A 24,471-nucleotide genomic window follows, 5' to 3' on the forward strand; every position below is an offset into this window, starting at 1 on the left:
GCCGGCGCCCGAGCCCATCTTGCCCGCCGCGGTCTGGAAGGCGGCGATCACATCCGGGTTCTGGCCCATGCCGAGATAGTCGTTGGAGCACCATACGGTGATCTCCTGGGCGCGGCCGTTGGAACGCCAGATGGCGCGCGGAAACTTGCCCACCATGCGCTCGAGGTCGGCGAAAACGCGGTAGCGCCGCTCGGCATGGAGCTGGTCGATCGCGTCTTCGAAGAACCGCTGGTAATTCATGTCGAGCTCCTGTGCAGGAAGTGCTGCCGCGGACTGCGGCGGTTCGATCCGCTGGGCTCAACTTACGAACCAGGGGAAGGCTCCGCTTTGAGCTATGTCAAATTGGAGACGCGTGGATGCCTCCGGGTAGGCAGGTTTCCTCGACGCAAACCCGTCCAAAACTGATTCAAATCAAAGCGCGGAGTTCCAATTCGGCGCACGCTGGTCGGATGTGGAATCCAATAGCAAGCGCTCCGTTTGGCCGCAGCCTAGAACTAGCCGTTCTGGACGAGGAGGGCCTGCACGCGCTTGTATTTCCTTGCGAAAAAGGCAGTGAGGGATGGCGGCATGCCATTACCGGTATCCGCGTAGATATCCGGCCGACCCATTGGCGCGACTGGCACCTGGAGAAAGACCGGGAGGATCCTCCTCAGAACCCGTCCTAGAGCAATTCCAGGAAAAGTGTGAAACGGTTTTCCGTCCGGAATTGCGTCAAAACAAAGACTTAAAGCCCATTGCCTGAATCCGTTTCAGCGTGACGAGCTTTAGTGTTTAGGATCGGCGATCAATGCCATTCGGACAAGGTGTGAAAGACTGCTGGCGCCCATCTTGCTCATAAGGTTCGCCCGGTGGATTTCGACGGTGCGCGGGCTGATCCCAAGATCGTAGGCTATCGTCTTGTTCGGCAAACCCGAAACGAGACCGTCGAGCACCTGGCGTTCCCGCTCCGAGAGCATGGCCAGATTCTTCCGAATGTCGGCGGTTTGCGGGTGTGACGCAGCGGCATGGTTGCGGGTGTCCAGAGCCGAGCGAATTGCGTCGATCAGCACTTGGTCATCGAATGGCTTCTCGATGAAATCGGCGGCTCCCTCTTTCATCGCCTGCACTGCCAATGCGACATCCGCGTGTCCCGTCATGACGATGACTGGCACGGCATGGCCGTTAGCCTTCAGCTGCCGCAGGAACTCTATGCCGTCGATGCCGGGCATGCGCACATCGGTGACGATGCAACCGTCGATATCCTTCGGTTCCGTTGCCAGGAATGCTGTCGCCGATTCATAGAGGCGCACCGCAAAGTCGGCTGTCGCGAGAAGGAAACCCAGAGACTTGCGAACGTCGACATCGTCGTCAACCACATGAACGATATCACTGCCCACTGGCGACCTCTTCCTTCTCCACGGCGCGCAAAGTGAACCGAAACGCGGTCCCGCCGCCAGCCATTGGCTCCGCCCATATATGACCGCCATGCGACTCGACGATAGTCCGACAAATAGACAGGCCGACGCCCATTCCATGCTTCTTGGTGGTGACGAAAGGCTGGAAGAGCTGAGCTGAGACCTCAGGCGCCAGTCCCGGGCCCGTGTCAATTACGCCAACTTCCGCCATGCCGTCTTGTCTTGCCCCGGTAACGACATGCAATTCCCGGCGAGGCGCGCCCTGCATGGCCTCAACGGCATTTCTCATCAGGTTGAGCAACACCTGCTCGATCTGGATTCGGTCGGTCAAAACAAGCTCGGCCGCCGGATCGAGATCGTAACTGACACGCACGTCCGCCTCCCTGGCCCCAACCAAAGCCAGCGATGAGGCGTCCTCGATGAGCGCTGGCAGAAATTCGACCTGACGCTCGCTTTCGCCCCTGGCGACAAAATCCCTGAGGCGACGGATGACATCGCCGGCGCGCAGGGCCTGCTCGGCAGCCTTCTCGACAGCCTCCTGCAACATGGCGGCATTCTCGTCCTTGCTCTTCTCAAGGAGACGGCGGCTGCCCTTGAGGTAGTTCGTGATGGCTGTCAGCGGCTGGTTTATCTCATGCGCCAATGTCGAGGCCATTTCGCCGAGCGCGGTGAATCTTGCCATGTGAAGCAGCTCCTGCTGCTGCTCCTGCATCCTGGCTTCCGTTCTGTGGCGTTCCGTCAGGTCGCGGCAGAAGCCGGTGAAGAAGCGGCCGGTTCCCGGATGCATTTCGCCGACGGCGAGTTCCATCGGGAAGGTCGATCCATCCTTGCGCATCCCGGTTACCGTGCGCCCAAGCCCGATGATGCGGCGCTCTCCTGTCGTCAGATAACGCTGCATGTATGCGTCATGCTGTTCCCGGTATGGCGAGGGCATCAGCAATTTGACGTTTTGACCGATGACTTCGCTGGCTTTGTAGCCAAACAATGTCTCGGCTGCCGTGCTGAAGGACTGGATAAGAGCGCTTTCATCGATGACGATCATCGCATCGGGCACTGTCGCCAGGATCGAACGCAGGTGATCCTCACGCAACTGCAGCGCGGCGTTGGCGAACGACAGATCGCTGACGTCGGTGCCTTGCACGAAGATAGCGGCGATGCGGCCGTCTTTGCCTCGGATGGGTTGATAGACGAAGTCCAGGATACGCTCTTCGGCAATGCCGGTCTCAGCGTTGCTAAGGACGATCTTGGCATTGCGGCCAACGTAAGGCTCGCCCGTTTCACCGACACGATCGAGCAATTCGAAGAATCCTTGGCCCTCAAGCTCGGGCAGGGCCTCGCGAACCGACTTGCCAATAACCTGCCTTTGACCGATCAGTCGCTGGTAAGCCTCATTGGTCAACTGGAAAACGTGATCAGGCTCGCTGAGCAAGGTCATGAAACCGGGAGCCTGATTGAACATCAGCGAAAGAAGATCATGCTCCGGCAAATTGTCACTGCCGGCCAGGTGAGCCGCTTTGGCAACGGTTTCGGGCGAAGCTTGCCCCTTCTTGCTCACGAGTGATCTCCGGATCGGGGAACAGCAGTGGTCGCTGATCTAGCACTCATCCGCCTGCCGCCAAACAGCTGCTGTGACCATTTGATCGGTATCAAGGCGCCGCCCGCCGCAGAATGCAAATGACGATGCGTTCCGCTCTCCAGGCGAGGTGCCCGCATGTCCTACAAAACGATCGTCAACCTGGCCGTTGATGCAAACCCGGCGGCGATCGTCAAGGCAAACGGAGTTTTGGAGTTGAAATATACGCATCCTCGGGATCAAGCAGATTGAATAGCCAATTTTTTCTGGAAGCATTTCTGCTCTTTGTCGCGCCAGGGCCAACCAATGCCCTCTTGATGGCGGGTGCGGTCAAGCGAGAGAAGGCGATTACGCTCTTGGTCGCGCAAGCATGCGGATACGGGATCGCAGCGGCGCTTTGGCTTTCGTTACGCCCCTTGATGCCGCCTGACGCTGTCCAGATACTCAGACTGATCGCAGCCGGGTGGCTTGTGGTTCTAGGCCTGCGTCTGATGGGCTGCAAGCCGATCGATGCATCCGAAAGCGGTGATGGGCTTTCCGTGCTGGCGACCACCGTCCTCAATCCGAAGGCGTTCATCTATTGCCTGGCGATGGTGCCGATGAATGCCAAGCCGCACGTTTTGGGCGGTTTCTGGATTGTACTGCTTGGGATCACAGCAACTACAGGATCGCTCTGGCTTTTGTTCGGCAAGCGACTTCGGGCAGGCAGGTGGACCGCGGACAAGGTTACCGGCGCGGCGCTTGTTGGATTCGCCCTGATGCTGCTTCGACCGCTTATAGCCGCAGCGGCGATCTAGGGCTGGATGAGCCAAGGATTTGCATCGTCAACGTCATCTCGACCGCACGGCTTCGCCGGGCCGGTCATCGGGGTCGATCAATATCCGCTCGGCAGCTCCATCGAGATCCTCGTATTGGCCGCTGCGCAGCGCCCAAAGGAAGCCCGACAGGCCGAGCGCTCCCAGGAACAGGGCGACGGGAATGAGATAGACGAGCGTGGTCATGGGTGGGCCACTCCCACGACATCGGAGCGGCGCCTGGACGGAGTCACTTCGGGAACCGCTTTCACCGTGGCCTGAAGCCGCATGGCGTTGGCGATCACGATCAGCGAGGAGGCGGACATGGCGATCGCGGCGATGAGCGGCGTCACATGTCCAAGGATGGCGATTGGAACGGCGAAGGCATTGTAGGCGATCGCGATCGCGATGTTCTGGCGAATGAGCCCACCAGCCTTTCGCGATATCTCCAGCGCAAGTGGGACTGCGAACAGGCTCTCGCGCAGGAAGACGAAGTCCGCGGCCTTGCGGCCGATATCGGCCGCGGTCGCCGGGGCGATCGAGACATGTGCCGCCCGCAGCGCCGGCGTGTCGTTGAGACCGTCGCCTACCATCAGCACCTTGTGTCCCGCACGGGTCAGCGACTCGATCCACTCAACTTTTCCCGAGGGCAGCAACGCTGGCACGAAGCTCTCGATCCCGAGTGTGCTCGCAACTTGGCTGCAGGCCCTCTCGGTATCACCGGACAGCATATCGACCGATACACTGGCGTCCTTCAGTTGCTGGATTGCCTCCCTGGCGTCTGATCGGGTCGCGTCCTCGAAGGCGAAACATGCGACGATGCTGCCGTTCTTCGAAAGCACCGTGCCGCCATAACCGCCGATCTTGCCTTCACCGCCGGTGCGAGCTTTCCACCCGGCCCATCCGCGCCGCCCGAGGCGCCAAATGTCGCCGCCGGTGAGCGCTTCGACGCCGAAGCCGGGCTCCTCTCGCACGGAGTCGAGCTTGGGCTGGGCGGCAAAACCCCCGTGGGCCGCAACGGCTTTCGAGAACGGGTGGCGCGAATGAGCTGCGATATCGGCAGCCATTGCGAGCATGGTCGGATCTATTGACGAGGCATTGACAAGCTTTGGCTGTCCCAGTGTCAGTGTTCCGGTCTTGTCGAAGACGGCGGTGTCGATTACAGCGAGGCGCTCCAGAGCCGAGCCGTCCTTCACCATTACGCCGGCCTCGAACAGGCGCCGGGCTGCCACGACCTGGACGATCGGCACGGCAAGGCCGAGAGCGCAGGGGCATGTGATGATAAGCACGGCGATGGCGATGGTCATGGCCCGGTGCCAATCGCCGGACGCCACCATCCAGCCCAGGAAGGTCATGAACGCTGCAATATGAACCACCGGCGCATAGAGTGCGGATACCCGGTCGGCGATCCTTCGGTATTGTGAGCGCCCGCCTTCGGCGGCCTCCATCAACCGGACCATTTCGGCTAGGAAGGAATCCTTTGCGGCGGCGGTCGCCCGCATCGTCAGCGGACCGGTGAGGTTGAGCGTCCCGGCCTGGACATGCGCCCCGGCGCTCACGGCCTTGGGCGTGCTTTCGCCGGAGACGAGCGAGCAGTCGAGATCGGAGTTGCCGATCAAAATATCTCCGTTGACAGGTATCCGCTCGCCTGCCGCGATAAGCAGGCGCATGCCGGGTTCGATGTCACCTATGGACAAGTAGTCGCGCCTACCGTCGTCGCGCAGAACCAAGGCGCCGCGTGCGGCCAGCCTTGAAAGGCCGTTGACGGCCGTTCGCGCCCGCTCGCGCATCACGTGGTCCAGGGTGCGGCCGATCAACAGGAAGAAAAGCAGCGATACGGAGGCGTCGAAATAGGCGTGCTCACCGTGGTTGATGGTCTCATAGAGGCTCATCGCGTAAGCGAGGGAAACGCCCACCGCGATCGGCACGTCCATGTTCATCCGGCCATGGCTCAGTGCGTTCGCAGCAGAGCGGAAATAGATACCGCCGGCAAAAGCGAGAGCCGGAATGGCGATCAGCGCAGACAGCCAATGAAACAGATCCCGTGTCGCGCCCTCGGCGCCGGACCAGACTGAAACCGACAGCAGCATGATGTTGCCGGCAGCGAAGCCTGCCACGGCGACGGCTCGGACCAGTTCTGAGAGCGTCTTGTCCTTTTCGTGAATTTCCGGGTCGAACAGGTGCGCCTGATAGCCGAGCCGGCCGAGCACTGCAAAGAATGGCGGGACACTGTCTCCGTGCCAGCGAATTGACACGCGCTTCGTCGACAGGTTGACGCGAGCGGACTCAACATTCTCGACCTTGTCGAGCGCGGCCTCGATCGCCTGAATGCAAGCCCCGCAATGAACCGTCGGCACCGACAGTTCGGTCTGGCGAATGTCGCCGCCCAGAGAGCGGCTGGCCAGCTTGATCTCCTCGCTCGATGGCGAAGCGGACGCCGCGTTGGCGACCTCCAACGCCATTTCGGCGCCCGGCGCGCAGCAGCTCATTGCAGGGCTCCTTTCACGATCATGATGCGGCGGACATCGCGAAACGCTGACATCAGTCCCGCGCTTGCATCGATCTCCACGATCCAGACGCCATCCTTCGGCGCGTGCCGGGCGGCAAACTCCTGCGTATTGCCAGGAGAAGCGCCGGACGCCGCAGCGAGTGTCACGGCTTCATCCTCGGCCTCGTAGGCCGGATGGCGAAACAGCATTCTGACGCCGTGCAGCGGCACCGGTTTGCCGTGGCTGTCGATAAGGCTGTAGTGGACTTCGCCAGAGGCGATGGTCAGCTTGCCCGTCCAACCGAGGGCCGCCTGCGCCCTTCCTTTCCTTGCTTCTTCGTTGAACTGCTGGCTGGCAACATAGGTGTTCTCGACGACGAGGCCGGTCCAACTCCTGCCGGCGAGCGTTGCCATGGTGACATTCACTCCGATGACCACCGCGAAGAAGGCGACGATGGAGATCAACATGTGCCTGCCGGTGAACTCGCGTGGCTTCCGCGTTTCGGCGCTCATTTGCCGCTCTCCGGTGCGTTGAAACTGGCGGTGTACTCGGCGGATTCGGAACTCGCCTGGTCGTTGATGCGAAATTCGAAGCTTTGCACCGGCTTCTTGATCTGGTCCGCGGGTTGCCGAACGAAGACCTTCAGCGTCTTCAGCCGGTCAGGTTCGACCGAAATGGAAAATGAGCGGCTCGGAGGCTGGTCGATGCCGACAACGCTCATCTCACCGCCGTCGAGACCCTCCAGCGTCACCTCAATCGTCCTCGGCTCGGGTATCATGTTGAGCAGCTTGACGGTGTAGCCGTTCCGGATCGAGCCGTCCGAAAGCGTCACGAACTGTGGATTTCTGTCATGCAGGACATTCAGCTCCAGCCGCTCGCGCGTCAGCAGCGAATAGACGAGCACCAGCCCGATCGCCGACCACGCGCCGAGATAGATGTAGGTGCGCAGCCGGAAGATCTTGCCCAGGTGGAAATGTGCCAAGCCATCGACGAAGCTGCCGCTCGCCGTCCGTACGAGCGCCGGATTGACCGGGCTGGCCCCGCCGGAGGTCGCCACCGCCATGTTGGCGTTGTAGTCGGCCAGCGTTGCATAGGAAATCAGCCCGCGTTCTCGGCCGAGCTTGTCCATGACGCTGTCGCAAGCATCGATGCACAGCGCGCAGGTGATGCATTCCAGCTGCTGGCCGTCACGGATATCGATCCCCATGGGACAGACGGCGACACAGGCATTGCAGTCGACGCAATCGCCGACCGGTTGTCCGGCGGCCGTGGCCTTCTTGGCATGCCGTGACCGCGGTTCGCCGCGCCAGTCGTTGTACGTCACCGTCAACGAATTTTCGTCGAGCATAGCGGCCTGGATGCGCGGCCAGGGGCACATGTAAGTGCAGACCTGCTCGCGCATCAGTCCGCCGAAAACGTAAGTGGTGCCGGTCAGGACGGCGATCGTGACATAGGCGACTGGCGCCGCCGTGCCAGTGGCGACTTCGCCGAGCAGCTTCGGGGCATCGGCGAAGTAGAAGATCCAGGCGCCGCCCGTGGCCACTGCGATGACGAGCCAGACGGCATGCTTGGATACGCGCAGGAAGAGCTTGCGAGCGGTCCACGGGGCGGCGTCGAGCTTGATGCGGGCATTGCGGTCACCTTCGATCGCGCGTTCCACGACAAGGAACAGGTCGACCCAGACGGTCTGCGGGCAGGTATAGCCGCACCAGGCGCGCCCGACCGTCGATGTGATCAGGAAAAGGCCGACGCCTGCCATCATGAGCAGGCCGGCGACATAGTAGAATTCCTGCGGCCAGATCTCGACGAAGAAGAAATAGAAGCGGCGGTTCGCCAGATCGAGGAGCACGGCCTGGTCGGGAGCGAAGGCTCCGCGATCCCAGCGCAGCCAGGGTGTGAGATAATAGATACCGAGTGTGATCGCCATCACCAGCCACTTGAACTGGCGGAAACGGCCGGACGCGCGCTTCGGGAAGATCTTCTTGCGCGCCACGTAGAGCGGCTGTCGCAACTTGGCGGAGTTGACCGCCTCGGCTTCAAGCCGTTCTACCTGTGTCTGATCCAGCACGACGTTCTCCAATCGCGCCGAAAATGACGCCGCTTCTGTCCTGCAATCTTGCAATCGCTCACGTCGTGTCGCGTTGATGCAGGTCAAATTGAGGGATCAAAAAAATCGAGGCCCGGCACAGCCGGGCCTCGTCGCTTGAACGGCCGAGGGCCGAGAATAGGCCCCGCTTCCTATTCTCCACCGCCAAGCGAATGGACGTAGACAGCCAGCTCCTTGACTGTCGTCTCGCCGAGGCGGCCGACCCAGGCGGGCATCACCCCGTTCTTCGGGGCACGTACCTGTGCGGCGATGGCTGCCTCGCCGGAGCCGTAGAGCCAGATCGCGTCAGTCAAGTCGGGAGCTCCAAGTTCCCTGTTGCCCTTTGCGTTCTCGCCATGGCAGGCGGCGCAATTGTCCGCAAAGACCTTAGCGCCGGGCTCAATCAAGCTTTTGTCGTGCATTGGTCCGGAAAGGCTCGCCACATAGGCACTGACCTGGGCGATCTGTTCCGGTTTAAGCACATCGACGAAAGCAGTCATCTCCGACTGGCGGGTATCGGCATCCGCAGCGAAACGAATTCCGTGGGTGATGGTCTGATGAATCTGCTCCGTCTTTCCCCCCCAGAGCCAATCGTCATCGTTGAGGTTTGGGAATCCTTTCGACCCCAGTGCGCCGGATCCGTGGCATTGCACGCAGTTGACCTTGAATGCGGCACCACCGGCCGCGACGGCAAACTCGCGCAGCGCGTCGTCGCCGGCGATTTCGGAAACGCTCTTGGATTGAATTGCCGCGACGTACTTAGCCTTGGCGGCTTCCGCGGCGGCCAGTTCGTTCTTGACGTCGTTGCGACTGGAAAAGCTCAGGACGCCGTTGGTGGCCGAGCTCAGCATCGGCCAGGCGGGGTAGGCGATCGTGTAGGCGAGCGCCCAGGCGATGGTGACGTAGAAGGTGATCACCCACCAGCGCGGCAGGGGATTGTTGAGCTCCTTGATTCCATCCCATTCGTGGCCGGTCGTCATCACGCCCGAGATTTCGTCGATATGCTCGTTGCTCATGATCAATCGTCCTTGAGTGGGATCTGTGCAGCCTGGTCGGCATGCGTCCTGCCGCCAGGGCGAAACGCGAAGGCCACGCAGCCGATGAAGAACAGGGCCATGGCCAGCAGCCCCCAGCTGTCCGCGAACTCGCGCATCAGGTTGTAGTCCATCGTTTGCCCTCCTCAGCGATAGCCGGCGGCTTCGTCGTAATTCTTGAAATCGACCAGTGTGCCGAGCATTTGGAGATAGGCCACGAGGGCATCCATCTCGGTGACCTGTTGCGGATTGCCGTCGAAGTCACCGACTTTGGCCTTTGGATAGCGCTTTTCCAGGCCGGAGGTGTCGGCATTGGGATCGGCCTGCGCCATCAGATCGACATTGGCATTGGCGATCATGTCATCGGAGTAAGGGACGCCGACACGCCGGTTGGCGACGAGGTGCGTCGAGAAATCCTTCACCTCGATCGGCGTGTCCTTCAGGAACGCATAGCTAGGCATGATCGACTCGGGCACGACGGAACGCGGGTCCGTAAGGTGCTGGACGTGCCAGCTGTTGGAGTAGCGGTCGCCGACGCGAGCGAGATCGGGGCCGGTCCGCTTGGACCCCCATTGAAACGGGTGATCGTACATCGACTCGGCCGCCAGGCTGTAATGGCCATAGCGCTCCACCTCGTCGCGGAACGGCCTGATCATCTGGCTGTGGCAGAGGTAGCATCCCTCGCGCACATAGATGTTGCGTCCGGCGAGCTCGAGCGGCGAGTAGGGGCGCATGCCCTCGACCTTCTCGATCGTGTTGTCGAGATAGAATAGAGGCGCGATCTCGACGATACCGCCGACGGTCACGACCAGCAGGGATCCGACAAGAAGCAGCGTGGCGTTCTTCTCGATCAGCGCGTGTTTATCCATCAGGCCCATGTCTGGCTCCTTATTCGGCAGGCTGGAGGGCGGGGGCGGAACCCGGCGAGGACTGTTCCTCGCGCTGGTAGCCAAGAATGGTCATGGTGACGTTCCAGGCCATGATCAGCATGCCGGTGAGGTACATGGCGCCGCCCGCGGCGCGCATGACATAGTAGGGATGCATGGCGGCGACGGTCTCGGCGAAGGAGTAGACGAGGAATCCCTGCTCGTCGTACTCCCGCCACATGAGCCCCTGCATGATGCCCGAAACCCACATCACCGCCGCGTAGACAACGATGCCGAGCGTTGCCAGCCAGAAGTGCCAGGTGACGAGCCGCAGTGAATAGAGCCGCTCGCGGTTCCAGAGCTTCGGCACCATGTAGTAGATGGCGCCGAAGGTGATCAAGCCGACCCAGCCGAGCGCGCCCGAGTGAACGTGGCCGATGGTCCAGTCCGTGTAATGCGAGAGCGAGTTGACCGTCTTGATCGACATCATCGGGCCTTCGAAGGTCGACATGCCGTAGAAGGCGATAGCCGCGACCATCATGCGGACAATTGGGTCCGTGCGAATCTTGTCCCAGGCCCCGGAGAGGGTCATGAGGCCGTTGATCATGCCGCCCCAGGAAGGCATCCACAGCATGATCGAGAACACCATGCCCAGCGTCTGCGCCCAATCGGGCAGTGCGGTGTAGTGAAGGTGATGAGGGCCCGCCCAGATGTACAGGAAGATGAGGGCCCAGAAGTGGATGATTGAAAGGCGGTAGGAGTAGACTGGCCGGTTCACCTGCTTCGGCACGAAATAGTACATCATGCCGAGGAAGCCGGCCGTCAGAAAGAAGCCCACGGCATTATGCCCGTACCACCACTGCGTCAGCGCATCCTGAACGCCTGAGAAGGCGGAGTAGCTTTTCGAGCCGACCAACGAGGCGGGCATCGACAGGTTGTTGACCACGTGCAGCATCGCAATGGTCACGATGAAAGAGAGATAGAACCAGTTGGCGACGTAAATGTGCGGTTCCTTGCGCTTCAGAATGGTGCCAAGGAAAAGGATCAGATAGGCGACCCAGACGATTGTCAGCCAGATGTCGACATACCATTCCGGCTCGGCATATTCGCGGCTCTCGGTGATGCCCAGCAGATAGCCTGTCGCGGCCATGACGATGAAAAGCTGATATCCCCAGAACACGAACCAGGCGAGGTTGCCGCCAAAAAGTCGCGCCCTGCATGTGCGCTGGACGACGTACAGCGACGTGCAAAGCAGGGCGTTGCCGCCAAAGGCAAAGACGACGCCGGAGGTATGGACAGGTCGCAGTCGGCCGAAATTGAGCCAAGGCCCGAAATTGAGGTCAGGGTAGGCAAGCTGGAGAGCGATGACAACGCCAACCAGCATGCCGACGACGCCCCAGAACACCGTGGCGATGGCTCCGTAGCGGATCGGGCCATCCATGTAGGCGGTGGGGTCTATCGGAGCTGCCGGCTTGAAATCCGTGTTGCGCAGCAGGATCGCGGTAAAGCCAGCCACGGCGAAGAACAAAACCCACATATGCTGGCGAAAAGGTTCATCTGCACCGAAGCCGGCAGCCACAAGGGCGGCAAAGGCAAACAGGGTTAGAAGGACGATCTCCGTGCCAAATCTCATCGCAAGTCCCCGATCTCGTCTCAAAAATTTCTGCGGAAGTTGACCGCTCGCGGCACCATTTCGGGTTTTTCCATCCTCCGGCCTTGATTCAGGTCAAACGCGTACTGTTTTGTTTGGGAGGCATCCGTGTCGCCACGAGTTCGCGCGCGGTGGGGCGATCATGCAAAGACCGCAAAGAAGCGGGCCGACTCGGGACCGATTCGATGAGGCCGAAGCTCGATACTGTTTGGCAGAGTGTCGGAGGTTGCTATTCAGTCCCCGCAACGTTCCTCGAGCTCACTCGTGCTTGCGAGACTGATATGCCGCTTGTTGACAATCTGGATTGCACCGTCCGATCGCAGTCTGGACAATTCGCGGCTAACCGTCTCGATGGTCAGTCCAAGAAAATCGGCGATATCGGCGCGCGTAAGCGGTAGGTCGAAGCTCGTCGAGCTAGCCGGATGGTTGGCACGATCGATGTTTCTGGCGACCATGAGAAGGAAGCTTGCGATTTTTTCGGACGCAGTCTTGCGCCCCAGAGCCGCCATCCAGTCGCGCGCCTCGTCGAGTTCGTTCAGCGCGTGCTCAAGCAACCTATGCCCAAGCTCCGGGGTGTCGTTCGTCATTCGCTCGATGATCGTGCTTGGAAACGAGCAGAGCGCCACCTTCGTCAAGGCTTCGGCCTTGATCGGCCATTTTGCCTCGAACTGCCTGCCCAGAAAATCGGGCGCAAAATGGAACCCGACAATCTGCTGACGACCGTCCGACAGATTTCTCGTCAGCTTGACTACGCCGGACAACAGGGTCGAGTAGGTTTCATCGTCGGACAGTTCCGTCCCTGCCAAAACCTCATGTCTTGACGAGGCTTTCGCCAGCTCGGCGAGTTGGCTGGTGTTGAGCGCACCGCATAATCCGCCGCGCCGCGCTTTGCAGGATCTGCAAATCGGGGGAACGTCGGCATGTTTGGCATCCTGTTTGACGGCCATTACGACGCTCGCAACAAAATAGGAAAGCAATTTGCGCCGGTTGCGTCCTGTGCCGCCTTGATCGAAATCAAGGCTTTGTCGGAGTAGTTTCGGCAGTTTGCCTGCCATGAGCAACGCAGCGGCCACCATCCAAGAAACTCGCCCAACGCCCACCCCAGGCCTTGGCGATAGCGTACCTCGCTATACGAGCTATCCGACGGCCCCGCACTTTCACCCGGGCGTCGACGCGGTAACGGTTCGCGGTTGGATGGACGCGCTTGAGGGCGATGACGAGATATCGCTGTATCTGCATATCCCCTATTGCGACAGGCTGTGCTGGTTCTGCGCCTGCCACACCAAGCAGACCCGACACTATGCGCCCGTGGTCACCTTCCTGCGCTCGTTGCACAGGGAAATCGAAACGGTCGGCGGGCTGGTGAGCGGCCGGGGCAAGGTCCGCGCCGTTCATTTCGGCGGCGGTTCCCCGACGATGCTGAAGCCCGAAGACATCCTCTTGCTCGGAAAAGCGCTGCGGGATCGATTCGACTTCCTCGACAATGCCAGTCTCAGCGTCGAAATCGACCCGAACGACATGGATGAGGGTCGGCTCGATGCCTTCGCCGCGATCGGCATGACGAGAGCGAGTCTCGGCGTTCAGGACTTCGATCCCAAGGTTCAGAAGGCGATCAATCGCGAGCAGAGTTTCGCGCTGACCAAAAGCATCGTCGATGCAGTGCGCGCGCGGGGCGTCACTTCCGTCAACCTGGACCTTCTTTATGGCCTGCCACATCAGACCTGCGAGAGTGTTGCGGCGACTGTCGGCCAAGCGCTGACACTGGCGCCGGACAGGCTTGCCTTGTTTGGCTACGCGCATGTGCCGTGGTTCAAGAAACATCAAACGATGATCGATGAGGCCTGGCTGCCCGATTCCACCGCGCGCCTGGCACAGTCGCAACTTGCCGCGCGAACGATTGTCGGCGCCGGCTACGAGGCCTTGGGATTGGATCATTTCGCAAAGCCGCAGGACACGCTTGCGGTCGCTGCGCGCGGCGGCAAGATCCGCCGCAACTTCCAGGGCTATACCGAGGACCAGTGCGAAACCCTGATCGGTCTCGGTCCCTCCTCCATCAGCCGATATCGGCAGGGCTACGCCCAGAACATCGTCGCGACCGGTGAATATGAAAGGGCCGTGGACTCCGGACAACTGGCGATAGCCCGCGGGATTGAACTCAGCGTCGATGATCAGGCGCGAGGCTGGGTCATCGAGCGCCTGATGTGCCAATTCGCCTTCTCGGCGGTGGACCTGGTCGAGCGCTTTGGAGCTGTCGGCCAAAAGCTGCTCTGCGAGGCAAGCCGCCTCGCCATCAGCGGTGCCGGCGAGCTTCTCCGGCTCGAAGGCGAGAACTTCGTCGTGCCGGCGGAAAGCCACCCGCTGGTCAGGACGGTGGCGGCGAAATTCGACAGATATCTCAGGAATGGAAACGCCAGGCATTCGGTGGCCGTTTGAGCAACGGCTTAAGGCTGCGCATCAAAAATGCTCGCCGATCCTGAATGGGCCGACACGGGTGCCGGCCGCGATCAGATAGGCCGTCGACCAGCCGATCAGCAGAAACCCGTTGATGCCTTCCAAAGCCGCCAGGACGCGCCAGCCATGGGCCGGCACCACGTCTCCATAGCCGACCGTCGAGAAGGTGATGGTCGAGAAGTAGAGCGCCGTCTCGAAGTCGCTCAGGATTCCGAGCAGCCGGTACACGCCGGCCCATAGCCAGACTTCCGCCGTCATGACCGCAAAAAGGCCCATCACGACTGTAATCATGGCGATGACCCGGCTGCGGCGGCCGTGCATGCGGAAGAGCGCCACGAGGCGCGCCATCGCATGAGTGACGGCGATAAGGCCGAAAGTGTGGATCAGGACCGTCAGGCTGATGACGATCGTGCCGACGAAAAGATTGAGGATCATTCGGGGACACTACGGTCCGAAGAACCGTATTCCTTGCGCCAGATCAAACCTGCCGATCCGGCTGTTCTGGAGAAGCCTTACTGGCTGCCCGCAGGCGCGGTACGATCAAGGCGAAAGAACATGGCGAGCTTCAGGCTCGCGGCTATTCGTTGCGCCCGCTCGACGAACACTACCGAGGTTTCGGGCGCGAACGGCTCTGCCGCCGTCTCGCGGAAGAGAGCCAGCCAGATCTCGAAGTCGGCTTCGGTGACATCCTTGAGCTTCAGGTGAGCCGGCACCGGCCGCCCCTGATAGACGCCGCTTTTCAAAATGACGGAACACCAGAAGTCCGTCATCTTCTCCAGGTGAGGCTCCCAATCACCAACGATCTCGCGGGCGAAAATGGGGCCAAGGCGCTTATCCTTTCTCACCCTGGAATAGAATTTGCGGACCAGTGCTCCTATCGATGTCCGATCGACGCCGGGACGGATCAGAGGCTGTTCGGCAGCAGGGCGAACCCTGTCAGGCAAGACTGACTTCGAGGTCATTCATATTCCTTGTTGTCTACGCAATCAGGTTAGGCCCAGGCGACGAAGCGCCTGCGCGAAGCCACCACGGTCACGGACAAGGCGGAAGCCCAGATTGTCGGGCGGCGTGCCGACCGCGCAACCGCCGCTTTTGCCGTCGCGGACGAAGTTCGACATGTAGGTCCTGTGGAAACCCTCCACAACATGCACGCCGCAATTGCTGATCGATCTGGCAACGCGGCCGCTGGACACCGTCGCGTGGGCGTAACATGTGGAAGTCCACTCCCAGACATTGCCGGCAATGTCCGCAACACCCTTTGCGTTGAAGCCGAAGGACCCGCGCGCCCTCGGTTCAGGATCTGGTTTGCGACCGAGCGCGGTCTCGTTGCGATATTGGGTGAGCCATCGCTTCGCCGGATCGGCCGGGTCGCCTTCACCGCCCTCAATGTCGGCCCGGAACCGTTCGCCTGCCGCATAGGCCCACTCCACGTCGGTCGGCAGCCGCCATGTTTCGCCCGTTCGCGCCGACAGCCAGTTCGCATAGGCCTGCGCATCAATGAAGCTGACGCCAGTCGCCGGAACGTTGCCGGCAAGGCGCGAGTCCGCAGGCTTGCAGGCGCCATCCGAAACGCAACGGTCATAGTCCGATGCGGTCACCTGGAATTTCATGATCTCCAGCGGCGCGTCGATGGTCTCTCCCACCACGGGTGCCGGTGCGGGATGGTTGTCCTTCAGGAATTCGCCAGGCTGCGCGTGGTCGAATGAGCCGGGTGTCAGCGTCACCAACTCGTTTACCGCGTCTGGACCTCCCAGCTGCGATGACGTGTCATCGATCGCGTGGCTGACACCCAAACCGATGAGCGCGGCGGCCGCGATCGTTCCGAATGTGAATACAGGATCGAAGGACATACTCGAACCCCGCTTGCCGGTGCAGCCAGCCGGCAGGTGCCGGCGGGCTGCAGAGCGGCCCTCTGCCTATGAAGCAATTACCTTGGGAGCTTCGACCTGCATCATCAGGTCGTCGTCCCAGCTTCCGTCGACCATGAAGTGCGCGGTCGCGCCGAGCTCGACTGCCTCGATCAGATTGTGGTTCACGTAGGCGTAAATCCCCGGCTGCCGGAACGTGTAGAGCGCTGCGCCCGCCGATCCGCCGCGGATGAACCAGGTCTCCATGTCCTTGGCGGGCGGGTTCGCGAACTTGCCGCCTTCCCAGACGAAATCGCCATGGCCGCCGATCAGATGTGGGCGGGTGTCGCGGTTGGCTTGGGAATGGACGATCAGGATCGTTTCGCCGACCTTTGCCTTCATGGCGTTTTCGCCGGTCAGCGATCCGGCCGTGCCGTTGAACACCACATGCGTCGGGATCAGACCGCGCATCACCTTTACGGTGTCGTCGTAGTTGTCGCCGGCCGAGTCGTACTTCTTGAATTTTCCCTGCTCGTCGCGCGGGATGTAGAAGTCGTTCTCGCCGATATAATAGATGCGGTCGTAGCGTACGGGCTTGCCCTTCTCGTCCTTCAGCCCATCACGCGGGAGCACCATCACCGCGCCGCTCATGCCCGACACGACATGCCAGGGGATCATCGCTCCGCCGGGCGCGCAATGGTAGACGAACGTCCCCGGCCGGGTCGCCTTGAAGCGTAGCGTCACCTGTTCGCCCGGATTGACCAGGGTCAGCCCGCCGCCGCCGAGCGCGCCTGTCGCCGCATGGAAGTCGATGTTGTGGGCAAGCGTGTTAGTATCGGGATTGACGAGCGTAAGCTCGAGATAGTCGCCTTCATGTACGACCATGAGAGGGCCCGGAATGGAGCCGTTGTAGGTCATGGCGTTGAGCTGCGTGCCGTCGGCGTCGATGACCATCGGCTTCTCTTCGATCGTCATGGTGAACTCGACAACCCTGGGGCCGCCCTTGGCCACCTGGTCGTGAGCGTGCACGAAAGGTGGCGCGACCAGGGTCACCTTCTCGCGTGGCAGTCCGGCCACATCCTTCGCGGCCGCCATCGCCGGCGCCGAGCCGATGGTGGCAATGGCAGCGGCGGTAAGAACAGAACTCAGCAAAGCCTCGCGTCTCGTAAGCATTTTCATCTCCTCGACCTCAACGTTTCGACGAAGCCAGAATAGTATCTTTGCCGTGCTCGTCTTTGCGTTTGCGCAAATCTGCTGCAGGTCGCCCGACCATTTTTGAGAACCTTGACTCGAAAGAGACGCGTAACGGTCTGGTGAGCTTGCCAGCGCCGGCGCAACGCGCGGCCGGCACAAAAAATGGCCGGACAGACCTCTCCCCTGGTCTGTCCGGCCAGTGCCTCCAGCCCGCCATTGCCGGAGGCAGCCTCGCATGCTGTCGGATCAGTTCGAAGCGGTCTTGGTCGCTTCGGCGAAAAGCTCGGCAAAGACGGGCTTTGCCTTGCCGATCTGCTTGACGGCTTCCGCCGCTTCCAGGTTGACAGGCTTGCCGACGACGATCAGGGCCACCATGCCCATGCCGTAGTGGGGGGCGCACTTCACGCCATAGACGCCCTCTTTGGTAAGGGTGACCGTTATTTCCTCGCTAGGCTTGCCCTTGAAGGCTTCGGCGCCGTCCGGGATCATGCCCTTGATGACCTCGGCATTGTGGCTCTTGTCGGTCGGCACGAACTTGATGGTGTCGCCGGGTGCGGCCCGGACAAAGTCGGGCTGGAAGACCATCGCGCCCTTCTCACCCTTGTTCAGCATCTGGACGACATGTTCTTCGGCATTTGCAGCACCGGCGATTGAGATCAAGGCGATCGCCGCGGCAATCAGGGGCAGTTTCATTGGAGAGTTCCTTTCTTTGTTTCACCACGGCATCAACCGTTGCGTCCTTGTAGATCGTTGGGCGACCCGGCGATTTGCGCTGGCGCAAATTGCTCGACGAAAATGAGCGGCTGCCCCGCCCGTTCTTCAAGAAGGCCCGCTCTTCAAAGAACGATTGGCGGCACGTGCGCGCAGGCGGGCGCGCGTGAGAAACCCGCCAAACAGCACCGCATAGCCGGCGAAAGCGGCAATCCAGAACGCCGCTGACACGTGGAGGAGAATTGTCTCGGCAGGCGCGATTGCGGCGGCCACGCGCAGAACGGCAGCAATGAGGATCGCAACGAAAACCGCACATGTTCCGGCACTTGCCTTCAGCGCACGGCCGGTGTGGCCGAGAGTGGCCCGCGTCATGACGGCAAGTGTCATGCAGGCGATCGCGCCCACCGCAAAGGCATGAATGCCGGCAACCGGAGGGATCCTTGCTGGAGAGAAGACGGCCAGTCCGGCGAGCAGCAGCCCAAGCGGCACAAACGCGAATGCAACATGCAAGATCAGAACCAAGGGGTCGGACAACGTCCGGTCGCCGGCCCAGCGGGCGAGCCGAACAGCGTTGAAGACCGCGGCGGCGATTAGCAGCACGCCGGTTGCAATGCTGTCGGGGAAAAAACTCCACGCAGCGAGTCCGACAGCGGACAGCGCGATCGTTCCGATGTCGAACCTGCCGAACGATGCCGGGAGCCGTCCCGGCTTCTCGCGAACCAGCCAGTTGCGGGTGAAGCTCGGAACGATGCGTCCGCCAATGATCATGATGAGGACGACAACCGCTCCAAGGCCGAGGCGCCGGCTCATGTCGGAGACGCCCTGGTAATGCGCTTCGGCATGAAACATGACATTTGCAGCCAACAGGGTCGCGACCGGCAGAAGCACCTTGAGGTTTCGCCAGTTTCGCCCAGCGATGATTTCGATTGCCGCAGCAACCACCACCGCCAGCAGAAAAGAGCAGTCTATGACCGCGCTTGCCAGCCAACCCGTTTCCGCGGAAAGGAACACGGCCACTCGGCCAGCGATCCACAGCAGCACAAGGATCATAAGGCGAAAATCTTGAACCGGCAGTCGTCCGGTCCAATTCGGAATTGCGGTCAGCAGGAAGCCTGTCACGACCGCGGGCAGGTAGCCGAAGAGCAACTCGTGGATGTGCCAGTCCACAGGCAGGAACAGGCTAGGGGTTCCAAGCTTGCCGTAGTAGAGAGGCAACCACAAAAGCATCGCGGTGGCGGCTTGCAGCGAGCCCAGCAGAAAGAAGGGTCGGAACCCGTAGGAGAAGATTGCCGGATAAGCGCTTGGCCGCGTCCGCGGAATTGCCATGACATGCCTCATTGGAAACCGGGCAGGATTTCCTGTTTGGGGCTCTTTTATCCCGCCCCTGAAGGAGGGAATTTGCCTCAGCGCAAACAGCCGACTGATTGACGGCGACAGGAGGCTTCACTTGTCGACAGGCGGTCGTCCGTGACACAGTCTGGCCAGGGGACCTGAGCGCGTTTGCGCAGTTGAAGTTGGGGAGAAAAGGCAATTGACAAGCCTTGACCGATCACTGATTGCCGGGCTTTCCCTCTTCGAGGGCATCGCTGCCGCGGATCTCGATCGCATGATCGGGCAGGCGAGGTCGGTCCGGATCGCGAAGGATCAGCCGGTGTTCGAGCAGGAACAGGAGGCGCATTCGTTCTTCCTGCTGCTCGACGGCCATGTGCGCGTGGTGAAGTCGACTCCGGACGGACACGAGGTGACCGTGCGATACATAAGCCCGGGCGAGCTGATGGGGATCGCCCACGCTCTGGGTCGGACCACCTATCCGGCAAGCGCGATTGCCGTTGTCGATTGCGTTGTGCTTGCCTGGCCCGGCCAGCTCTGGCCGACATTCGCGACAACGTTCCCGAGCTTCAGCGCCAATACCTACAAGGCGGTGGGAAGCAGGCTGCAGGATGCCCACGCGCGTATCATCGAGATGTCCACCGAGCAGGTGGAGCAGCGCGTCGCGCATGCGTTGCTTAAGCTGATCAAGCAGTCGGGGAAAAAGACCGAGGAAGGGATTCTGATCGACTTCCCGATTTCACGTCAGGATGTCGCGGAAATGACGGGCACCACGCTCCACACGGTAAGCCGGCTGCTTTCCGCTTGGGAGGACCAAGGGTTCGTCAAGAGCGGACGGCAAAGGGTAGTCGTGGTCGAGCCGCATCGCCTCCTTGTCATCGCCGAAGGTCGCGTGGCAAAGGGCTAGTCCGTTTCACCGGCGTCAATGACCGCCTCCAAATCGCAGCGAAGCTGGTCCTCGTCAAGATCATGCTCGCGTGCCGCATCGGAAACGGTATGAAAGGAAGCGATCGGGCAGCCGACGCACAGCATTCCGTGCTGGAGAACGACACGGATTGCCGCCGGCGCCTTGCGCATGATCCCATCCATCGTCGCATCGTCGTTCAATTTGCGTTTCATGTTGCTTGTCCGCATTTGCAAACAACTATCCTGCCTGGCCTTTTCAGTGCGTTCGTTGCTCTGAAGCAAAGACGGCGCTTTCCGCCTTGCTCGACGAAACCGCAGTTGAGGTGCGTTTCGAAGCTGCGGCCGCCTGGCGACTTGGCATTTGCGATGGATCAAAGCTCGACCGCGTTTCGCCGGGTAGATCGATGGCGCCCAGTCTTGACACCGACGGGTCATGAACCGGTGGCCGCGTCGATGCGTTGTGCTTCAGCCGGGTCGGTTTGGAACCAACGAAGGAGTCGGAAATGACCGAGCATCCCAGCACCAATCGCTTGTCCGCACAGGAACTGCGCAACATCGACGCCTACTGGCGTGCCGCCAACTACCTGACGATCGGGCAGATCTATCTGCTCGACAATCCGCTGCTTCGTGAGCCGCTTCGTCTGGAGCATGTCAAACCCAGGCTGCTCGGCCATTGGGGAACCTCGCCAGGTCTCAGCTTCATCTACGCGCATCTCAACCGCGCGATCAGACTGCGCGATGCCAACGTCATCTATGTCTGCGGCCCTGGCCATGGCGGACCTGCCATGGTTGCCAATACCTATCTCGAAGGCACCTACAGCGAGATCAATCCGGATATCTCGTTGGATGAGGCCGGAATGAAGATGCTCTTCCGGCAGTTCTCGTTTCCCGGCGGCATCCCAAGCCATGCCGCGCCCGACGTGCCAGGCTCGATCCATGAAGGCGGCGAGCTCGGCTACGCGCTCTCACATGCCTACGGCGCGGCCTTCGACAACCCCGATTTGATCGTCGCCTGCGTCGTCGGCGACGGCGAGGCGGAAACCGGGCCGCTGGCAACCTCCTGGCACTCCAACAAGTTCCTTAATCCGGCGCTTGACGGCGCGGTGCTGCCGATCCTCCACCTCAACGGCTACAAGATCGCCAATCCCACGATTCTCGCCCGCATCCCTGAAGAAGAATTGCGTGCGCTGTTCGTCGGCTATGGCTACGACCCGCTGTTCGTCGAGGGTGACGATCCGGCCCCGATGCATGAGCGGATGGCCGCCGTGCTCGACGATGCACTAGATCGCATTCGGGCGATTCAACAGACCGCGCGCAGCGGCGCGGAGACCGAACAGCCTCGTCCGAAGTGGCCGATGATCGTGCTGCGAAGCCCGAAGGGCTGGACCGGTCCCAAGGAGGTCGACGGGCTGAAGACCGAAGGGTTCTGGCGCGCGCATCAGGTTCCGCTCTCCGGCCTCGCCGAAAACCCGGCGCATCTGAAGATGCTCGAGGATTGGCTGAGGAGCTACCGGCCTGAAGAACTCTTTGATGCCGCCGGCGCGCCTGTGGCCACGATCCGTGCCACCGCGCCGGAAGGCGCCATGCGCATGAGCGCCAACCCGCATGCCAATGGCGGCCTGCTGCGCCGATCTCTCGAACTGCCGGATCTGCAAGAGCACGCAATCTCGGTCCAGCAGCCCGGCGGCGTGAAAGCAGAGTCCACTCGTGTGATGGGCAATTTCCTGCGTCACGTCATGGCATTGAATCAAAGCACCAGGAACTTTCGCATCGTCGGTCCCGACGAAACGGCATCGAACCGGCTGCAGGATGTATTCGAGGTGACGGAGCGTGCCTGGATGGAAGAGATCCTACCCGAGGACGTGCACCTCGGCCGGGAAGGCAGGGTTCTGGAGATCCTATCCGAGCACACCTGCCAGGGTTGGCTGGAAGGCTATCTTCTCACCGGCCGCCACGGCCTGTTCTCCTGCTACGAGGCTTTCACGCACATCGTCGATTCCATGTTCAACCAGCACGCGAAATGGCTGGATGCCTGCCGCAAGTTGCCATGGCGACGGCCGATCGCGTCGCTGAACTATTTGTTGTCCAGCCACGTCTGGCAGCAGGAGCACAACGGCTTCAGTCATCAGGATCCAGGCTTCATCGACGTTGCCTTGAACAAGAAGGCGGACGTCGTGCGCGTCTATCTGCCGGCGGATGCCAACAGCCTGCTTTGCGTGACCGACCATGTGCTGCGGACATGGAACCGCATCAACGTCATCGTCGCCGGCAAAGCCAATTCCTGGCAGTGGCTGTCCATCGACGAGGCGAAAGTCCACTGCAATGCCGGCATCGGCATATGGGAGTGGGCATCGACCGACGGCGGGGCCGAGCCGGATGTGGTGATGGCCTGCGCCGGCGATGTGCCGACGCTCGAGACGCTGGCCGCCGTCCAAATCCTGAAACGCCACATTCCCGACCTCAAGATCCGGCTGGTCAACATCGTCGACCTGATGACCCTGCAGCCAAAGGAACACCACCCGCACGGCCTGTCGGATCGCGAGTTCGACGCGCTTTTCACAGCCGATAAGCCCGTCATCTTCGCTTATCACGGCTATCCTTGGACCATTCATCGCCTGACCTACCGGCGAACCAACCACGACAACATCCATGTGCGCGGCTACAATGAGGAAGGGACGACGACCACGCCCTTCGACATGACCGTGCTGAACGGTCTGGACCGCTACCACCTCGTGCTGGGTGTGCTCGACCGCATTCCCGAACCGGCCGGCGCGCATATCAAGCTGAAGCAGGCCATGGAAGGCAAGCTGATTGAGCACCGGGCCTATATCCGCGAGCACGGCCAGGATATGCCCGAGATCCTCGCCTGGAAGTGGGAGCAGTAGTTCGATGCCGAAGCGCCAGGCCAAATGGATGAGCGCTCCGAGATTGGTTGGGGCGGGCCGACGATGACCGATGCCATTCTCGTCCTCAACGGCGGCTCGTCGAGCCTGAAGTTCGCCGTGTTTCAGCAGCGCGACGAACTTGACCTGCTGGTGCGTGGCAGCGTCTGGTCGATAGTGCGCAGTCCACGACTACGCATAGCGTCAACGGCTTTCTCGACCGAGATAGACAGAAGCTTGGGGGACGGGCCGACCGACATCGCCAAGGCATTCGAGGCCATAGCGTCCTATCTCGCCGACCACGCTCTTTTGCGCCGGATCGGCGCGGTCGGCCACCGCATCGTCCATGGCGGGCAAGAATTTACCCATGCGACCCTGCTCGATGAGCGTACGCTCAATGCCTTGCATGGGCTTGAGCCGCTCGCGCCTATCCATCAGGCGATCAACCTGGAGATCGTCCACATGGCCGGTCAGCTTCTGCCTGAGGCCAGTCAGGTCGGCTGCTTCGATACGGCCTTTCACACGGCGCGGCCGGAACTCGCCAGACTGTACGGCTTGCCGCACGAAATGTCGGAGCAGGGCATCGTCTCCTATGGCTTCCACGGGCTTTCCTACAGCCACATCGCCGCGAAGCTCCGTGAGCGCTACGGCGACGGTACCGGTGGCCGAACGATTGTGGCCCATCTCGGCAGCGGCGCCAGCCTGTGCGCGATGAAGGCAGGGGTAAGCCTCGCCACGACTATGGGCTTTTCGACGCTTGACGGCCTCGTCATGAGCACGCGTTGCGGCGCCATCGATCCTGGCGTGATCCTGCATCTTTTGCAGGAGTGGAAGCTGTCGCCCGACCGATTGACCGAATTGCTTTACGAGCGTTCCGGCCTGCTCGGCGTATCCGGCATTTCCGGGGACATGCAGACGCTGCTTGCGTCGAGCGAGCCAGCGGCGGCCCGCGCAGTCGATCTGTTCGTCTACCGTGTCGGGCGCGAGATCGGCTCGCTTGCCGCCGCGCTTGGAGGCCTCGACACGCTGGTGTTCACCGCGGGTATCGGCGAGCATGCGCCTCAAATCCGGCAAAGGATCTGCGAGGCCGCCGCATGGCTTGGTGTCGTTATAGATGACGGTTTGAATCGCGGCGGCGAAGAACTGGTCAGCGATCCGGATTCCCACATTGACGTTCTTGTCATCCCAACCGACGAGGAACATGCGGTGGCCACGGAACTCCTCGACCCTCGAAACGGTCCGATTTGCCGCGTGGCAGGATAGC

General features: G+C 61.2%; 23 protein-coding genes and 1 pseudogene. 5 read left to right on the plus strand and 19 right to left on the minus strand.

Going from position 1 to position 24,471, the window contains the following annotated elements:
• The 3 genes and pseudogenes from AU465_RS16060 to AU465_RS16070 form a co-directional block, all read right to left on the minus strand.
• A pseudogene (locus AU465_RS16060) lies at window positions 1-240 on the minus strand (5-aminolevulinate synthase); the annotation flags it as partial.
• 524 nt (window positions 241-764) lie between these two features.
• Complete coding sequence (fixJ, locus tag AU465_RS16065; RefSeq protein ID WP_312891264.1) at window positions 765-1,376, minus strand: response regulator FixJ; 612 nt, start codon at window positions 1,374-1,376, stop codon at window positions 765-767.
• Window positions 1,366-2,853, minus strand: a complete 1,488-nt coding sequence (locus tag AU465_RS16070; protein ID WP_192249543.1) for a PAS domain-containing sensor histidine kinase — start codon at window positions 2,851-2,853, stop codon at window positions 1,366-1,368. The genes fixJ and AU465_RS16070 overlap by 11 nt, the downstream gene beginning before the upstream one ends.
• 362 nt (window positions 2,854-3,215) lie before the next feature.
• Here AU465_RS16070 and AU465_RS16075 point away from each other — a divergent pair, with 362 nt between their 5' ends.
• Window positions 3,216-3,764: a hypothetical protein gene (locus AU465_RS16075; RefSeq protein ID WP_192249397.1), complete on the plus strand. Its 549-nt coding sequence runs from the start codon at window positions 3,216-3,218 to the stop codon at window positions 3,762-3,764.
• Window positions 3,765-3,797: 33 nt separating this feature from the next.
• Here AU465_RS16075 and ccoS read toward each other — a convergent pair whose 3' ends face one another.
• The 9 genes from ccoS to AU465_RS16120 all read right to left on the minus strand — a co-directional run bounded on the left by ccoS (window position 3,798) and on the right by AU465_RS16120 (window position 12,834).
• A complete protein-coding gene (gene ccoS / locus AU465_RS16080) occupies window positions 3,798-3,968 on the minus strand; it encodes a cbb3-type cytochrome oxidase assembly protein CcoS (protein ID WP_192249400.1) in 171 nt (56 codons plus the stop codon).
• Window positions 3,965-6,250 carry a cation-translocating P-type ATPase gene (locus AU465_RS16085; RefSeq protein ID WP_192249403.1) on the minus strand — a complete coding sequence of 762 codons (2,286 nt, stop codon included), beginning with the start codon at window positions 6,248-6,250 and terminating at the stop codon, window positions 3,965-3,967. Before AU465_RS16085 ends, ccoS begins: the two co-directional genes overlap by 4 nt.
• Window positions 6,247-6,762: a FixH family protein gene (locus AU465_RS16090; protein ID WP_192249408.1), complete on the minus strand. Its 516-nt coding sequence runs from the start codon at window positions 6,760-6,762 to the stop codon at window positions 6,247-6,249. The genes AU465_RS16085 and AU465_RS16090 overlap by 4 nt, the downstream gene beginning before the upstream one ends.
• Window positions 6,759-8,318, minus strand: a complete 1,560-nt coding sequence (gene ccoG / locus AU465_RS16095; RefSeq protein WP_192249411.1) for a cytochrome c oxidase accessory protein CcoG — start codon at window positions 8,316-8,318, stop codon at window positions 6,759-6,761. Before ccoG ends, AU465_RS16090 begins: the two co-directional genes overlap by 4 nt.
• A gap of 170 nt (window positions 8,319-8,488) precedes the next feature.
• Window positions 8,489-9,352: a cytochrome-c oxidase, cbb3-type subunit III gene (ccoP, locus tag AU465_RS16100; protein ID WP_192249415.1), complete on the minus strand. Its 864-nt coding sequence runs from the start codon at window positions 9,350-9,352 to the stop codon at window positions 8,489-8,491.
• Window positions 9,353-9,354: 2 nt separating this feature from the next.
• Window positions 9,355-9,504: a cbb3-type cytochrome oxidase subunit 3 gene (locus tag AU465_RS16105; RefSeq protein ID WP_192249418.1), complete on the minus strand. Its 150-nt coding sequence runs from the start codon at window positions 9,502-9,504 to the stop codon at window positions 9,355-9,357.
• A gap of 12 nt (window positions 9,505-9,516) precedes the next feature.
• On the minus strand, window positions 9,517-10,248 hold the full coding sequence (gene ccoO, locus AU465_RS16110) for a cytochrome-c oxidase, cbb3-type subunit II (RefSeq protein ID WP_192249421.1): 732 nt from the start codon (window positions 10,246-10,248) through the stop codon (window positions 9,517-9,519).
• A gap of 10 nt (window positions 10,249-10,258) precedes the next feature.
• On the minus strand, window positions 10,259-11,869 hold the full coding sequence (ccoN, locus tag AU465_RS16115) for a cytochrome-c oxidase, cbb3-type subunit I (RefSeq protein ID WP_192249424.1): 1,611 nt from the start codon (window positions 11,867-11,869) through the stop codon (window positions 10,259-10,261).
• Between the two features lie 251 nt (window positions 11,870-12,120).
• The gene (locus AU465_RS16120; RefSeq protein WP_192249546.1) at window positions 12,121-12,834 is read right to left on the minus strand and encodes a Crp/Fnr family transcriptional regulator; all 714 of its coding nucleotides are present in this window, start codon (window positions 12,832-12,834) and stop codon (window positions 12,121-12,123) included.
• Between the two features lie 106 nt (window positions 12,835-12,940).
• Between AU465_RS16120 and hemN the strand changes: the two genes are divergently transcribed.
• Window positions 12,941-14,320, plus strand: coding sequence for an oxygen-independent coproporphyrinogen III oxidase (gene hemN, locus AU465_RS16125; RefSeq protein ID WP_192249427.1), 1,380 nt, complete (start codon window positions 12,941-12,943; stop codon window positions 14,318-14,320).
• 21 nt (window positions 14,321-14,341) lie between these two features.
• On the opposite strand, the gene AU465_RS16130 is transcribed toward hemN, so the two are convergent.
• The 6 genes from AU465_RS16130 to AU465_RS16155 all read right to left on the minus strand — a co-directional run bounded on the left by AU465_RS16130 (window position 14,342) and on the right by AU465_RS16155 (window position 19,416).
• Window positions 14,342-14,773, minus strand: a complete 432-nt coding sequence (locus AU465_RS16130) for a potassium channel family protein (protein ID WP_192249430.1) — start codon at window positions 14,771-14,773, stop codon at window positions 14,342-14,344.
• Between the two features lie 77 nt (window positions 14,774-14,850).
• Window positions 14,851-15,108 carry a group III truncated hemoglobin gene (locus AU465_RS37450; RefSeq protein WP_312891266.1) on the minus strand — a complete coding sequence of 86 codons (258 nt, stop codon included), beginning with the start codon at window positions 15,106-15,108 and terminating at the stop codon, window positions 14,851-14,853.
• 216 nt (window positions 15,109-15,324) lie between these two features.
• The gene (locus AU465_RS16140) at window positions 15,325-16,188 is read right to left on the minus strand and encodes an SUMF1/EgtB/PvdO family nonheme iron enzyme (protein WP_192249447.1); all 864 of its coding nucleotides are present in this window, start codon (window positions 16,186-16,188) and stop codon (window positions 15,325-15,327) included.
• Window positions 16,189-16,254: 66 nt separating this feature from the next.
• The gene (gene nirK, locus AU465_RS16145) at window positions 16,255-17,358 is read right to left on the minus strand and encodes a copper-containing nitrite reductase (protein ID WP_192249450.1); all 1,104 of its coding nucleotides are present in this window, start codon (window positions 17,356-17,358) and stop codon (window positions 16,255-16,257) included.
• A gap of 267 nt (window positions 17,359-17,625) precedes the next feature.
• Entirely contained in the window at window positions 17,626-18,072 is a 447-nt protein-coding gene (locus tag AU465_RS16150) for a pseudoazurin (RefSeq protein WP_192249453.1), read from the minus strand.
• 126 nt (window positions 18,073-18,198) lie between these two features.
• Complete coding sequence (locus AU465_RS16155) at window positions 18,199-19,416, minus strand: NnrS family protein (protein WP_192249456.1); 1,218 nt, start codon at window positions 19,414-19,416, stop codon at window positions 18,199-18,201.
• Window positions 19,417-19,621: 205 nt separating this feature from the next.
• Here AU465_RS16155 and AU465_RS16160 point away from each other — a divergent pair, with 205 nt between their 5' ends.
• Window positions 19,622-20,326, plus strand: coding sequence for a Crp/Fnr family transcriptional regulator (locus AU465_RS16160; RefSeq protein ID WP_192249459.1), 705 nt, complete (start codon window positions 19,622-19,624; stop codon window positions 20,324-20,326).
• Here the strand turns inward: AU465_RS16160 and AU465_RS16165 are convergent.
• Complete coding sequence (locus AU465_RS16165; RefSeq protein ID WP_192249549.1) at window positions 20,323-20,538, minus strand: DUF1858 domain-containing protein; 216 nt, start codon at window positions 20,536-20,538, stop codon at window positions 20,323-20,325. The two genes, AU465_RS16160 and AU465_RS16165, sit on opposite strands and share 4 nt — an antisense overlap.
• Window positions 20,539-20,828: 290 nt before the next feature.
• Here AU465_RS16165 and AU465_RS16170 point away from each other — a divergent pair, with 290 nt between their 5' ends.
• Window positions 20,829-23,210 carry a phosphoketolase family protein gene (locus AU465_RS16170; RefSeq protein WP_192249462.1) on the plus strand — a complete coding sequence of 794 codons (2,382 nt, stop codon included), beginning with the start codon at window positions 20,829-20,831 and terminating at the stop codon, window positions 23,208-23,210.
• A gap of 63 nt (window positions 23,211-23,273) precedes the next feature.
• Complete coding sequence (locus AU465_RS16175; RefSeq protein WP_192249465.1) at window positions 23,274-24,470, plus strand: acetate/propionate family kinase; 1,197 nt, start codon at window positions 23,274-23,276, stop codon at window positions 24,468-24,470.
• Window position 24,471 lies beyond the last annotated feature (1 nt).

Origin of the sequence: Mesorhizobium silamurunense, from assembly GCF_014843905.1 — a bacterium.
Lineage (GTDB): Bacteria > Pseudomonadota > Alphaproteobacteria > Rhizobiales > Rhizobiaceae > Mesorhizobium > Mesorhizobium silamurunense.

Coding starts and splice junctions, on each gene's coding strand:
- AU465_RS16090 (WP_192249408.1), bottom strand. CDS start 6,762: ATGAGCGCCGAAACGCGGAAGCCACGCGAGTTCACCGGCAGGCACATG.
- AU465_RS16070 (WP_192249543.1), bottom strand. CDS start 2,853: ATGTTCAATCAGGCTCCCGGTTTCATGACCTTGCTCAGCGAGCCTGAT.
- AU465_RS16170 (WP_192249462.1), top strand. CDS start 20,829: ATGACCGAGCATCCCAGCACCAATCGCTTGTCCGCACAGGAACTGCGC.
- AU465_RS16105 (WP_192249418.1), bottom strand. CDS start 9,504: ATGGACTACAACCTGATGCGCGAGTTCGCGGACAGCTGGGGGCTGCTG.
- AU465_RS16140 (WP_192249447.1), bottom strand. CDS start 16,188: ATGTCCTTCGATCCTGTATTCACATTCGGAACGATCGCGGCCGCCGCG.
- AU465_RS16120 (WP_192249546.1), bottom strand. CDS start 12,834: ATGGCCGTCAAACAGGATGCCAAACATGCCGACGTTCCCCCGATTTGC.
- AU465_RS37450 (WP_312891266.1), bottom strand. CDS start 15,108: ATGACGGACTTCTGGTGTTCCGTCATTTTGAAAAGCGGCGTCTATCAG.
- AU465_RS16165 (WP_192249549.1), bottom strand. CDS start 20,538: ATGAAACGCAAATTGAACGACGATGCGACGATGGATGGGATCATGCGC.
- AU465_RS16155 (WP_192249456.1), bottom strand. CDS start 19,416: ATGGCAATTCCGCGGACGCGGCCAAGCGCTTATCCGGCAATCTTCTCC.
- ccoO (WP_192249421.1), bottom strand. CDS start 10,248: ATGGGCCTGATGGATAAACACGCGCTGATCGAGAAGAACGCCACGCTG.
- AU465_RS16175 (WP_192249465.1), top strand. CDS start 23,274: ATGACCGATGCCATTCTCGTCCTCAACGGCGGCTCGTCGAGCCTGAAG.
- ccoP (WP_192249415.1), bottom strand. CDS start 9,352: ATGAGCAACGAGCATATCGACGAAATCTCGGGCGTGATGACGACCGGC.
- AU465_RS16130 (WP_192249430.1), bottom strand. CDS start 14,773: ATGATCCTCAATCTTTTCGTCGGCACGATCGTCATCAGCCTGACGGTC.
- nirK (WP_192249450.1), bottom strand. CDS start 17,358: ATGCTTACGAGACGCGAGGCTTTGCTGAGTTCTGTTCTTACCGCCGCT.
- hemN (WP_192249427.1), top strand. CDS start 12,941: ATGAGCAACGCAGCGGCCACCATCCAAGAAACTCGCCCAACGCCCACC.
- ccoS (WP_192249400.1), bottom strand. CDS start 3,968: ATGACCACGCTCGTCTATCTCATTCCCGTCGCCCTGTTCCTGGGAGCG.
- AU465_RS16085 (WP_192249403.1), bottom strand. CDS start 6,250: ATGAGCTGCTGCGCGCCGGGCGCCGAAATGGCGTTGGAGGTCGCCAAC.
- AU465_RS16150 (WP_192249453.1), bottom strand. CDS start 18,072: ATGAAACTGCCCCTGATTGCCGCGGCGATCGCCTTGATCTCAATCGCC.
- ccoN (WP_192249424.1), bottom strand. CDS start 11,869: ATGAGATTTGGCACGGAGATCGTCCTTCTAACCCTGTTTGCCTTTGCC.